General features: G+C 48.6%; 10 protein-coding genes and 1 tRNA gene. 6 read left to right on the forward strand and 5 right to left on the reverse strand.

Going from position 1 to position 11,891, the window contains the following annotated elements; genetic code table 11:
• Nucleotides 1–48: 48 nt before the first annotated feature.
• Nucleotides 49–1,521: a glycogen synthase gene (locus VST71_07010; GenBank protein ID MEC4685464.1), complete on the forward strand. Its 1,473-nt coding sequence runs from the start codon at nucleotides 49–51 to the stop codon at nucleotides 1,519–1,521.
• A gap of 34 nt (nucleotides 1,522–1,555) precedes the next feature.
• Here the strand turns inward: VST71_07010 and VST71_07015 are convergent, their stop codons facing one another.
• Together VST71_07015 and VST71_07020 are read right to left on the reverse strand one after the other, a co-directional pair.
• The gene (locus tag VST71_07015) at nucleotides 1,556–2,860 is read right to left on the reverse strand and encodes an alpha-amylase family glycosyl hydrolase (GenBank protein MEC4685465.1); all 1,305 of its coding nucleotides are present in this window, start codon (nucleotides 2,858–2,860) and stop codon (nucleotides 1,556–1,558) included.
• 11 nt (nucleotides 2,861–2,871) lie between these two features.
• Nucleotides 2,872–3,675, reverse strand: coding sequence for a sugar phosphate isomerase/epimerase family protein (locus tag VST71_07020; GenBank protein ID MEC4685466.1), 804 nt, complete (start codon nucleotides 3,673–3,675; stop codon nucleotides 2,872–2,874).
• A 479-nt stretch (nucleotides 3,676–4,154) separates the two neighbouring features.
• Between VST71_07020 and VST71_07025 the strand changes: the two genes are divergently transcribed.
• The 5 genes from VST71_07025 to VST71_07045 all read left to right on the forward strand — a co-directional run bounded on the left by VST71_07025 (nucleotide 4,155) and on the right by VST71_07045 (nucleotide 7,424).
• A tRNA-Leu gene (locus VST71_07025) sits at nucleotides 4,155–4,239 on the forward strand.
• A gap of 194 nt (nucleotides 4,240–4,433) precedes the next feature.
• Nucleotides 4,434–5,081 carry a nicotinate (nicotinamide) nucleotide adenylyltransferase gene (gene nadD / locus VST71_07030; protein MEC4685467.1) on the forward strand — a complete coding sequence of 216 codons (648 nt, stop codon included), beginning with the start codon at nucleotides 4,434–4,436 and terminating at the stop codon, nucleotides 5,079–5,081.
• A 14-nt stretch (nucleotides 5,082–5,095) separates the two neighbouring features.
• Nucleotides 5,096–5,458: a ribosome silencing factor gene (gene rsfS / locus VST71_07035; protein MEC4685468.1), complete on the forward strand. Its 363-nt coding sequence runs from the start codon at nucleotides 5,096–5,098 to the stop codon at nucleotides 5,456–5,458.
• Nucleotides 5,459–5,479: 21 nt separating this feature from the next.
• The gene (locus VST71_07040; protein MEC4685469.1) at nucleotides 5,480–6,796 is read left to right on the forward strand and encodes a tetratricopeptide repeat protein; all 1,317 of its coding nucleotides are present in this window, start codon (nucleotides 5,480–5,482) and stop codon (nucleotides 6,794–6,796) included.
• Nucleotides 6,780–7,424 carry an RNA ligase partner protein gene (locus VST71_07045; GenBank protein ID MEC4685470.1) on the forward strand — a complete coding sequence of 215 codons (645 nt, stop codon included), beginning with the start codon at nucleotides 6,780–6,782 and terminating at the stop codon, nucleotides 7,422–7,424. The genes VST71_07040 and VST71_07045 overlap by 17 nt, the downstream gene beginning before the upstream one ends.
• Nucleotides 7,425–7,453: 29 nt before the next feature.
• Here the strand turns inward: VST71_07045 and VST71_07050 are convergent, their stop codons facing one another.
• From VST71_07050 to VST71_07060, 3 genes are all read right to left on the reverse strand, one after another.
• Nucleotides 7,454–8,560 carry an RNA ligase gene (locus VST71_07050; protein MEC4685471.1) on the reverse strand — a complete coding sequence of 369 codons (1,107 nt, stop codon included), beginning with the start codon at nucleotides 8,558–8,560 and terminating at the stop codon, nucleotides 7,454–7,456.
• Nucleotides 8,557–11,205, reverse strand: a complete 2,649-nt coding sequence (locus VST71_07055) for a CBS domain-containing protein (GenBank protein MEC4685472.1) — start codon at nucleotides 11,203–11,205, stop codon at nucleotides 8,557–8,559. The genes VST71_07050 and VST71_07055 overlap by 4 nt, the downstream gene beginning before the upstream one ends.
• Before the next feature lie 14 nt (nucleotides 11,206–11,219).
• Nucleotides 11,220–11,891, reverse strand: a 672-nt coding sequence (locus tag VST71_07060) for a GGDEF domain-containing protein (protein ID MEC4685473.1), incomplete at its 5' end; no start/stop codon positions are given.

Below are 11,891 nucleotides of genomic sequence, written 5' to 3' on the forward strand. Positions count from 1 at the left end.
ATCAGGGGTTTTCTGTAATTTTACCAGAGTTTTTTAAGGAATAAAGATATGTTTATTGTCATGGTTGCAACAGAGTGTGCTCCGGTGGCCAAAGTTGGCGGCCTTGCTGATGTGGTCTTCGGACTCAGCCGTGAGCTTGAGGTCAGGGGGAATTCCGTAGAGATTATACTCCCCAAGTATGACTGCATGAGATACGACCATATCTGCGGGCTTCAGGAGGCATTTCATGACCTCTGGGTACCTTTTTACGATCAGTGGATACACTGCTCTGTCTTCTTCGGCTTCGTACACGGAAGAAAGTGTTTCTTCATCGAACCCCATTCGCATAATAATTTTTTCAACCGCGGGATTTACTATGGTCATCCGGATGATCCGGAACGGTTCGCCTTCTTTTGCAGGGCGGCACTTGAATTTATGCTCAAGTCAAACAAGCAGCCCGACATCATCCACTGCCACGACTGGCAGACGGGTCTTTTACCTGTACTCCTGTTTGACATATATAAATACCTGGGCATGTCCCATCCCCGCGTCTGTTACACCCTCCACAACCTCAAACATCAGGGTGTAACAGGAGGGCACATACTGCGTGCGGCCGGTTTAAACCGGTCTGATTACTATTTTAATCAGGACCGCCTTCAGGACAATTTCAACCCATCTGCAATAAATCTGATGAAGGGAGGGATCGTTTACTCCAACTTTGTAACCACGGTATCTCCGGGATATGCCTGGGAAATACAGAACACAGACCTCGGGTACGGCCTCAACCATACCCTGCACGTACATGGCCAGAAGTTTGGAGGTGTCCTCAACGGCATTGATTACGATGTATGGAACCCTGAAATTGACTGCTATATACCGTATAATTACGGCATTGACAGCCTTGACGTCAAATACGGCAATAAAGAGGCTCTTCGCCACCGGTTGTTGCTAAGGCAGGATTTTAAACCTCTCATCTCGTATATAGGCAGGCTGGACCACCAGAAAGGGGTCGACCTTATAAAGCATGCGATCTTTTATGCACTGGATAACGGTTGTCAGTTTGTGCTGCTCGGCTCAAGCCCTGATCCCGGAATTAACGACTCTTTCCGGCACCTCAAGCACCATTTAAACAACAATCCTGATTGCCATCTTGAGATAGGATACAATGAGGAACTGTCACACCTGATTTATGCCGGCGCTGATATGATAGTCATTCCCAGCCTGTTTGAGCCGTGCGGACTGACGCAGATGATCGCCATGAAATACGGAACTGTCCCCATTGTAAGGGCAACGGGTGGATTAAAGGATACGGTCTTTGATGCCGACTATTCAGACAAGCCCTATAATGAACGAAACGGGTATGTATTCAATGATGCAAACCGTGAGGGACTGGAATCCGCCATGCACCGTGCTATCGGTATGTGGCATGCATATCCTCAATACTTCAGGGAGTTGATGGTAAATGGAATGAGGTACGACTATTCATGGAACCATCCCGGCCAGCATTACATGAATATTTACGAATACATCCGGGAGAAGTGAATTTAACACTTATCAAAGAGACAACCCCGCCCATTTAATCCTCCAGCCCCGGATCCCTTGCGGTTAAGAGCACTATGCCCTCTCCAGGCTGCAATTCGTATGAAAACGGTTCGGGGATGTAGTCAAGTGGATTCTCCGGTGATACATCATTCAGCGGAGACCTTGCCTGAACGAATTCATAGAGGCTGTCGGCATAAAAATGCTGCCTGTTATGGATGTCCTTATTCAGAATAACGAGGGCCTCCTCGTGTGTAGTAGTGGATGCCTTCCACATGAGCAGGACATTGGAGTTACTGTGGGGCAACATCTCGGTTGGGGCATCTTCCTGAAAGATTGCATACTGCTCCTTGATCCTGTTGACCTTCTCTATAAAAGGCATCAGGTCGATACCGGTCTCCTCCCAATCCTCCGGCCTTGTCTTGACCACATGGAGCTTTTTGCGAAAACCGAATTCAAATCCTATGGGCATCATAACCCCTGCGGAGTAGAGTGCAGAGAAGAGATATCGTTGTTTGAGACCGTTTATATTGCCATGAAGTTCCTCGCAGAGCCTCACTGTATCATGGCTTTCCGGAAAACTGATTGACGGGGTTATCTCCCGTGTAAGGTGATACTGTTCCATCAGCCAGGGACTGTTAAAATCCCACCATTTGGAGCTGTTGAATATATAATCAAAGCCGGCGCTGGCGGTCTTTCTGGTCTGGTCTGCCGGACATCCGAGGGTTTCGGCAAAAAAGAGCACATCCGGATAGATTGCCCTTGTCTCGCTAATGAGCCTCTTCCAGAAGCTTTTCGGGACCTGATAGGCGGCATCACACCTAAACCCCTTGAAGCCGAGCTTGATTAAAAATGTAACCACCTTTAGAAAAAACTGAAACAGCCCTTCCTTGTCCCGTGTATTCCTGTGATCAAACCTTGCCAGGTCCTTCCATACAACCCTTTTCCCGTTTTCATCGCAGAATGGATGTGCAACCTTTCCGTCTTCCTCCCACTGAAACCATTCAGGGTGTTCCTGTATCAGGTCTGAATCAACGGCACAATGATTAATCACCAGGTCTATCATCATCCTGAGCCCCAGTTTCCCCGCAGTCTCAATGGCCCCTTCCACCTGTTGCCGGGGAGATTTTTTAGTGCGCGTATCTATCAGCAGGGGGTTAAAGCTGAAGTAATTCTTTATCGAATACAGGCTGCCGGAGGAGCCGGGGAGATGTATGGGATTAACAAATATCCAGTTAAAGCCCATATCAGAGGCCCGTACCAGATGTCTTTCCCATTCAGTAAACCGTCCTGACAGCAGGGGAAACAGATTGTAAATAATCATCTTCTCAGGTTTTCTCATCACCCTTCTCCTTAAATAAACATTTGGTATAGTTTGTTGCGCGCCTGGTTGAGCAGCGAGCGGGGTTGCGGCCACTGTTCAAGGATTACAGAGCCTGAAAACCCGCGTCTCTTTATCAGCTCCACAAATCCCTGTATACCCGAGGGGTCTTCCCTTGAAGGCCCGGTAAAGAGCGTCAGATGGCTGTCAAAGTCGCCATAGTTTTCGTGCATATGGATATGGATAACCGGCACCAGCGGATCGAGCTGCTCAACGAATCCCAGGTAGTTGTTACGGGTTGCACTGCATAGATTGGCATGTCCTATATCAAGGCACATCCCCACATGTGCAACCTTCGCAGCCCCCATCTCCCTGAAGAGTCCAAACAGCCTGTTGAAATCATCCGGAGGGGTAAGTGGCGTGTTTTCTATGGAGAGCTTTATACCGATCTTTGCTGAAAGCATTACAATCGGGGTAATCGCCTTCACATAACTATCCAGCCCCTCATCAGTATAGAGATGAAGATTAAGCAATGTTGCCCCGATATCCTGTGCAAACCCAAACTCATTGATCAGCAGTCCATGGGCTTCAGGTATCATGGGATTGGCCCTTAATGATGCATGGACAGACAGGGCAATGTCGTGCGCCACAGCCGTGTTTTTGATATAACAGCGTGTCTCGGTCCCCATATCACTTACATCCCAACCCCCGTCTGATTCGTGCTTGTCGGGAAACCACTCAAAGGCATCAAAACCGTTTGCTACCGCATATTCAAAAGGCAGCGCAGGGGCAGGGGATGAAAAGGCAGTCTGGTTACCGATCCTTACCTGTTTCATAATAACCATAATAACAGAACTTCACCTTTATGGTGAACCATTATTAATAAACCGGCAAATAAATACAGAGTTTTTAGCTGGTTAAAAGTTTGTTGCACAAACAGAAAAAAAACGATATATGTCATTCTGAATTTATTTCAGAATCTCTAAGAATCAATGACTTATGAGACCCTGAAACAAGTTCAGGGTGACAAAACAAGAGTTTACACAACAAGTTCTTAAGTGGTTGATTTTGACGAATATGTCTCTCTGAATAGTTGCCGGGTTATTAATACACAATCGATACACTCCTCCTCTTTCCTTCTCAAATTCACTCTCTGTAAAGAGAGACTGATTCATCTTTTAAAAAGAGGCCTCATCAGGTTATAATCCCTTGACTCAGGCCATGGCCCCCCAGAAAGGGAGGGAGTGACTTAAACGTGGTTCGGGCTCACTGTAATTGACCGGCTGCTGAAAAATCATTTAAAATTAACCATATTGCGAGAGTGGCGGAACTGGCAGACGCGCTGGACTTAGGATCCAGTGGGATTTCCCATAGGGGTTCGACTCCCCTCTCTCGCACCACCCTGAATGCAAACCCGCCTGATATATATCTGAGAGAGGAGTTTATCATATCGCTTCCAACAACCATTTATCTCTGCATTCGGGTTATAATATAAAAACACACCCCGGCAGGAGGAATTAAGATAACGGAAACAGGAACGGAAAGCAATCTCACTGAAAAAAAAGGACCCTCCCTGACCGAGGGTCAGACAGCCATCTTCGGAGGCACATTCAACCCAATCCACTTTGGCCACCTGAGGGCAGCAGAAGAGGTGAGAGAGGCCCTCGGACTGAGTAAAGTCATATTTATCCCCTCCTGCGTTCCTCCGCTCAAGTCCGGAGACCTTGCCGAAGTCCACTGCAGACTCGAGATGGTCAGACTCGCTATCAGGGATAATCCGTATTTCGAACTCTCGGATATGGAGTGCCGCCGGGGCGAAAAGTCATACACTGTCAGGACCCTTGAGGAATTAAAGGAACAACACCCCTCGATAGAGCCTCTCTTTATCCTTGGTGTTGATGCATTTCTGGACATCCCAAACTGGTACCAGCCGGAAAGACTCATACAGCTCTGTGATTTTATCGTGGTTAACAGGCCGCCCTACAGTATAGAGGAGATTTTGAGGTCCCCCTTTCTTAAGGACGAGGGAATGCGCCTGTCAAGGGAGACGCAGGCACTGCTGAGTCTGAAGAGCGGCCGGAAGGTGATATCCATAAACTGTACTTCCATTGGAATATCCGCCTCTGATATCAGGGATAGGTTAAAAAAAGGGATGAGCATAAAATACCTGTTGCCTGAATCAGTGGAATCCTATATAATTTCTAATAAGCTTTACAATAATCTGCAGAGTGAAAGGTGGTGATTGCTTTAAAAAGCATGGAGAAAGCAAGGTTGGCGGTCAAGGCCGCCCTGGATAAAAAGGCTAAAAATGTTTTAATGCTGGAGCTGAAGGATCTGTCCATCATGTCGGATTATTTTGTGATATGCTCTGGCGAGAGCACAACGCATGTAAGGGCGATAGTTGATAATATTGAAGAGGAATTCCGGCTGAAGAAGATAAAACCATCCGGAATTGAGGGGTATAAAATGAGCCAGTGGGTATTGATGGACTACAGTGACGTGATAGTCCATGTCTTTGAAGAGGAGACAAGGGCCTTTTATGAACTTGAAAAGCTCTGGCTTGATGCCCCGAGAATAGACATCAAGGAAGAAAACCTGCAGGGCCATGGCAACTATTAAGGAAGAGAGGTATTATCACTGATGGGAAAACTGATCACGCTTATATTTATCCTGTTTCTTGGAGTTATAGCATATTTTGCTGTTCTCAACCGTGAAACCGTAACAGTACTGGTTACAAACAACCTTGCCTACGAGATACCAAAGATAGCACTTGTGCTTATCTCTGCCACGGCCGGCGCACTGCTTATGTTGATCGTCTATACCATAAGGGATACGCGGAGGCTGATAGATAACATACAGGCCCAGAAACGTCAGAAAAAGCAGGAGAAGGTTCAGACCCTTTATTCACGTGCACTCGGTGCCATCTACGCAGGCAAGACAGAGGTTGCCACAGATGCCCTGAAGGACATACTCAAGGAAGACCCCATGAACGTGCAGGCGCTTCTGAGGCTCGGAGAACTTGCACTCAATGCAAAAGACCACAAAAAGGCCCTTGACTACTTCAAGAGGGCACTGTCGTCAGACCCCGAAAATGTCGAGACACTCCTCAGCCTCGTCAAGGTCAAGGAGTTGATGGGTGAACACGAGGAGGCGCTCACTTATATTGACGAGATACTGGAGAACGACCCGCAGAATATCACCGCACTTTACAGGAAGCGGGAGATACTCGAACGTCTCGCACGGTGGGATGACCTGATATACCTTCAGAAGGGCATTATCAAGCAGTCCGGCGACGAAAACGAGCAGCAGATGCTGGTCGGCTATAAATATGAATACGGACGCGAGAGCCTTGAGGCAGGGGAGCTTGAGAAGGCAAAAAAAGCCTTCAGGAATGTGATAAAGCTTGACAAGGATTTTATCCCGGCCCATCTTGGTCTTGCAGAGGTGATGGTACAGGAGGAAAATACGGAAGAGGCCATAAACTATCTTGAAAAGACTTACCAGCAATACAAATCCATGATTGTGCTTGCCCGGCTTGAGGACCTGCTGCTCAATATAGGGGAGCCGTCACGACTGATAAGGCTTTACAAGAACAGCCTTGCAGAAAAGCCCTCTGACAATGTCCTGAAATTCTTCCTTGCCAAGCTTTATTACAGGCTTGAGATGCTTGATGATGCCCTTGAGATTATCCAGGGGATAGAAAACCCGGCTGCATTCCCCGAGATAGCCAGGATCAAGGGCGGGATATACCTGAAGCGGGGTCAGACAGAAAAGGCTGCAGAGGAATTCGGGTCTGCCCTGAACCTGAAGATGACGCTCAGGTTACCTTACTGCTGCCTGAACTGCGGTCATACCTCCGAGCAATGGGCCGGCAGGTGCTCATCCTGCGGCAGGTGGAACACATATTATTTTAATATCCATGAGACCTGCAGGGTTACAGATGCAGAGCGGGGATAAAGAAACCGGTCCGCGTACAGAGAGATTCAGACCCGGCAGGGTGGTTCTTGATACAAGCCTCTTTGTAAACCCGGATGCAAGGAAGTATTTTGGCGACACGCCGACTGAAGCCCTGGAGGGTTTTCTCTTCCTGGCGGCACAGATCCCGATACTTGAGTTTTATATGCCCCCTTCCATCTTCAGGGAGCTCCTGAACTTTATACAGAAGGACAAACTCTCAGGCGACCTCCTCGTGGTCCTGCATCAGAAACCACCAAGCAAATACGAGTTGACCTGCCCGGCCTTTCTGCTTTACGAGCTGATTGAGGATATAAGAGAGCGGATTAATAAAGGCCTGAGGGTTGCGGAATCAGCAGTCAGGGGAGTAAGCAGCAAGGGAGAGAAGGAGATCATTCAGGAGCTGAGAAGAAAATACAGGGAGGCGCTGAGAGAGGGGATAATCGACTCAAAAGAGGATGTAGACCTGATTCTCCTTGCAAGGGAACTGGATGCCCTGCTCGTTACAGCAGATCAGGGGGTGATTAAATGGGCTGAGAAGCTCGGCATTAAATGGCTCTTTCCCGAGAAATTCCGCGACTATCTCCTGAGTTCCATTAAAAAAGCCCGGCTCCTTGATATACAGATATAAGCCCCGGAAAGCAGAAGAAATCTTTCACGTCAATCATAAAACCCATAACCCCTGAGTTTTCGCCTCAGCTCTTTTGTACCCTTTGGAAAAGTCCTGTAAAAGACACACCTGTACCTGGTCCCGGCCCTCTCAATAGAGACCGGATGAACGCTCACCCCTGTTCTTCCGAGATGCTGCATCAGGGCATCCATCGTCTCTTTCCTGTTAACCCGGATCGTAAAAAACTCTTTTATGCTCTCTCCGGAGGCCACTCTCCGGACAGTATCCTGCAGGGGGTCTATCAGGGCATCGGCAATTGAGAGCTTGGCGGTATCGTCAAGCGTGAGGGAGTGCTCATATGTTATTGCGGCAATACGGATTAACCTCTGAATATAAAAACCAGCGGGAAGCTCGGTTATGAGGTGTGCCGTGGAGTGTATATCCCGTATGCAGGAGCTCAGCGTTACATACTTGACCTCCTCTCCTCCGGCAACTGATTTTATCACCAACCCTTCCCTGTCTTCCCTGTCAAGCTCAAAGAGAATGGTTTTGATCTCCTCTACGTCACTGTCCGAAAAAGGCCCCCAGTGTCTCACACATGGAAGGGACTTTTCTTCATATATCCTGTATCTCTCACCCAGGGAGATGCTCTTGCCGTCAGGGTCCTTGATGTCAAAGGCAAAGAAGGCGATATCCTCTTTCATATAAGGTACTGCCTCTGAATTATAGGGGTTTTCAGGACCCACCACCTCACCACAGAGCGTATAGTCAGGAAGATCATCGAAAAAACCAATGGGAAGAAGATCAGGAAGCCTGTCCGTTGTAAAGGGGCAAATAACCCCCCCTCTTGTAAAGGCAAAGACCCTCGCACCTATCCTCCTGACCCTTACATTATAACCGTCCATCTTCTCTTCAGCGTAGAATGGCCCTCTAAAATACCGTCTGATCCCCTGCTCAAGGTGCAAAATCCTCTTGATCTTCTGATAGCCGTGCAGTATTCCGCTGTCCCAGAAAACAGTGCCCCTGGGCAGACCGGAGAGGTCTTTTGTCAGGCGGTAAAAGGTTCTCTTCTCAATGTCGAAGGACTGTAAGGTCTCATTGTTTATCCTCTCCCCGGGGAGGTAATTTTTCAGGAAATCGGGAAACTCCGCTATCATCCCTGCCTCCTCAGGAAATCCTTTACAAACTCGACCTCTTCCTCCCGGCTTTTGATCCTCCCCCTCAGCCTTTCCTCCAGTATTGCATTAAATATCCTTGAATAAAGAGGTCCGGGCTCAATCCCCACTGACATAAGGTCTCCTCCCCTGAGTTCCGGTTTCACCTTTCTCAGCTCAAGCAGATACCTTGAGATGGCCTTCTGTATCTCCCGGTCGCCAGAAACTGCCATTGTGTAGAGGAGGGTTTCAAGGGAGAGGGGCTTGAGGGTATGATAAATCCTTACCGGATCTTTAGTCCTCAGCTCCTTTATAACCTGTTGGGCCTTTTGCATCTCATCAAGGATTATCGTCATATCCCTCGCAGGGGTTGAAAGCCTTTCAAGTGCTGCCTTCCGTTCCTCAAGACCGAGACCGGTAAGGAGCCCCATTATGTATACCCTTGAACGGTCTATCTCGTCCTCAAGAAAGAGGAGGTCAAACCATGTAAGACTCTCATGCACTGCTTCAAGGGTCTCCTCAAGCGACTCGGCAAACTTGAGCTCAGGGTGGATAACCTGCAGAAGGCCATATCCGGCAAGACTTTTCAGCGCCCTCACCGGATCGATCTCCTTAAAGGTAAGTACAAGCTCGTCATAAATCCTCGTGCCTGAGACACGTTCAAACAGGTTCAGTCTGAGGGCTGATTTTATGAGGTTTTCAGTATGTTTGTTAATCCTGAACCCAAACCTCTCTGCAAACCTGACAGCCCTGAAGGCACGTGTAGGGTCTTCTACAAAACTGAGGTTATGCAAAACCCTTATGGTCTTCTCCCTGAGGTCCCGCTGGGCGCCGAAATAATCAATCAGCTGCCCAAAATCCCTGGCGTTGAGTTTCACTGCAATCGCATTTATCGTAAAATCCCTCCTGTAAAGGTCTTTCTTGATTGAAGAGGTCTCCACCTTTGGAAGCATGGCAGGCGCCTCATAATACTCTGTCCTTGCAGTTGCAATATCCACTGTAAAACCGGGTGCCGGCATCTTCAGCCCGGCCTTTTCGGTAAAGCGGATCTTTGCCGTGTTGAACCTCTTGTGGGTAATGAGCTTGACCCCTCCAATCTGTCCGGCAAGTCTCCTGGCAAACTCAATTCCGTCACCCTCAACAACAATATCGATATCAAGGTTTTTCCCGCCCATCAGGAGGTCCCTTACCGAACCGCCGACAAGATATACATTATAACCAAGCCTGTCCGCCACCTCTCCGGCAATCCTGAGTAAGGCCACTATCTCGTTTGGAAAGCGTTCAACAATCAATCTGGATATATTCTTTCCCATGGCGGGTTTCTCTATCAGACCCTCCTTCTGTATCCTGCTGCGGCGGAGTGTTGCCTCGTAGAGGTCCCTGAGGAGGTCGGTCCTTGTGATGGCCCCGACGACCACCCTGCCGTTGTCAATAACAGGCATGAACCGCTGGTTCTGCTCTATCATCACGGACTCCACTTCCGTTACAGGGGCCTCGGGATATGTTACCCCAGCATCAGTTGTGGCAAACTCGGATGCCCTGCTGCTGCCGAACCCGTGAAACAACGCCTTCTCCACTATCTCCCTTGAGAGAAGCCCGTAATACTTATCCCCCTTCAGTACGGGCAGGACATTAACGCCGTATCTGGTCATAATTGTCGCTGCCTTCTTTATAGTGGTCTTCCACTGGATGGATATAACAGGGGCGGTCATTATGTCCTTTGCCTGCCTCTGGGGTTTGATAGTCTCCTTTATCTTCCTGACCAGTCTCTCTTCAATCACCTCAAGGGGTTCGTCCTTAAGGGTTGCAGATGCCGCAACCGGATGCCCGCCGCCTCCAAACTCCCCGAGCACCTCTGCCACATCAAGCTCCGGCACACGGCTCCTGCCGACCATCACCACCTTGCCTTCCATTGCAAGGAGCATAAACAGGGCGTCAACGTGCTCCATATCCATAATCCTGTGGGCAAGATGAGCCACATCACCAAAGTACTCCTCCCTCGATGCCTTTACGATCCTTATCCTTATGCCGTAGAGGAGCAGGTCCCTTGATGAGGCCACCAGTTCGTTCAGGAGTTTAAGTTCCGCCTTGCTCAACTCCGCCTTTATGTATTCCGACACTATATTGAGATTTGCACCATGCCTGAGGAGATAGGCCGCTGCAAGGAGGTCCCTCTCTGTTGTGGAAGGAAACCGCAGTGACCCGGTCTCCTCGTAGATGCCCAGGCAGAGGACGGTTGCATCCATCGGCGTAAGGGGAATCTTCTGCTCTTTTATTATCTCTGTAAAGATCGTTGCAGTAGCGCCTGCATCCTCAATAACCTCAACCTCGCCCCTCAGGTCCTTTTCTGTAATTGGATGGTGGTCATAGATATGGATCTTTACCTTTCCGGAGAGTGCAATTTCACTAAACGGACCGAGCCTGTGGGGGTTTTTGGTATCTACAATGATCAGACGGGTTACACGCTGCAGGTCTATCTCCCTGACTTTTTTGATCTCAACCGGTTCAAAAGTCTGGAGGAACTCTCTGACCTTCCTCTCCTGCGAGCCCGGGAAAACAGGTATTGCCTCAGGATAGATCTTTTTTGCGCCGAGCATGGAGGAGAGACAGTCAAAATCTGCATTAACATGGCAGACGATCAGGTCCATAAAGATAGGATAACCTATCCGTCAGCCTTTTTTCTGAGTTTCCTGCTTGTCTTTATCCTGTCCCGTCCACTGGATTTTGCCTCGAATAATGCGGTATCGGCAAGGGTTATGAGGTCATCGTGGGTATGAATATCATGTACGGGCCAGCAGGATATACCGATGCTTGAGGTAATCCTTTCCTTTCCGATTCCCTTGAATCCGTGTTCCCTGATAAAGGTCCTCAGTCTCCCGGCCTCCTTCTCTGCACCGTCAAGCGGTGTCTGGGGAAGTAAAATAATGAACTCCTCGCCTCCGTAGCGGGCAAAGACATCGCTCTTTCGAACATGGCTCCTTACGAGTTGGGCAAACTCCCTGAGCACCATGTCACCCATCCGGTGACCATAGGTATCGTTTATCTTCTTGAAATGATCGATATCCAGCATTAGGCAGGAAATGGGATGTCCATAACGCTCGGCGCTGCTGAACTCTTCTTCCAGCCGGTGATAAAAGTACCTGATGTTATACACCCCTGTTAGGTAGTCTGTTATGGCGAGTTTCTCAAGCCTTGATTTTTCATTCTCAAGTTTTTCAAAAAGAAAGGCATTATAGAGGACATTGGCGGATAGATTTGCAATTGCATTGCAGAGGTCAATCTCCCTCCTGGTAAAGGCCGACCTGACCCTTGATGTCCTCAAAAAAAGTGTCCC

This window comes from Nitrospirota bacterium, from assembly GCA_035873375.1.
Lineage (GTDB): Bacteria > Nitrospirota > Thermodesulfovibrionia > Thermodesulfovibrionales > JdFR-85 > BMS3Bbin07.

Excerpts from the sequence above, each read along its gene's own strand:
- VST71_07050 (MEC4685471.1), bottom strand. The coding sequence starts at position 8,560 with ATGATAGCGGAGTTTCCCGATTTCCTGAAAAATTACCTCCCCGGGGAG.
- VST71_07015 (MEC4685465.1), bottom strand. The coding sequence starts at position 2,860 with ATGAGAAAACCTGAGAAGATGATTATTTACAATCTGTTTCCCCTGCTG.
- VST71_07055 (MEC4685472.1), bottom strand. The coding sequence starts at position 11,205 with ATGGACCTGATCGTCTGCCATGTTAATGCAGATTTTGACTGTCTCTCC.
- VST71_07040 (MEC4685469.1), top strand. The coding sequence starts at position 5,480 with ATGGGAAAACTGATCACGCTTATATTTATCCTGTTTCTTGGAGTTATA.
- VST71_07045 (MEC4685470.1), top strand. The coding sequence starts at position 6,780 with ATGCAGAGCGGGGATAAAGAAACCGGTCCGCGTACAGAGAGATTCAGA.
- VST71_07020 (MEC4685466.1), bottom strand. The coding sequence starts at position 3,675 with ATGAAACAGGTAAGGATCGGTAACCAGACTGCCTTTTCATCCCCTGCC.
- VST71_07010 (MEC4685464.1), top strand. The coding sequence starts at position 49 with ATGTTTATTGTCATGGTTGCAACAGAGTGTGCTCCGGTGGCCAAAGTT.
- rsfS (MEC4685468.1), top strand. The coding sequence starts at position 5,096 with ATGGAGAAAGCAAGGTTGGCGGTCAAGGCCGCCCTGGATAAAAAGGCT.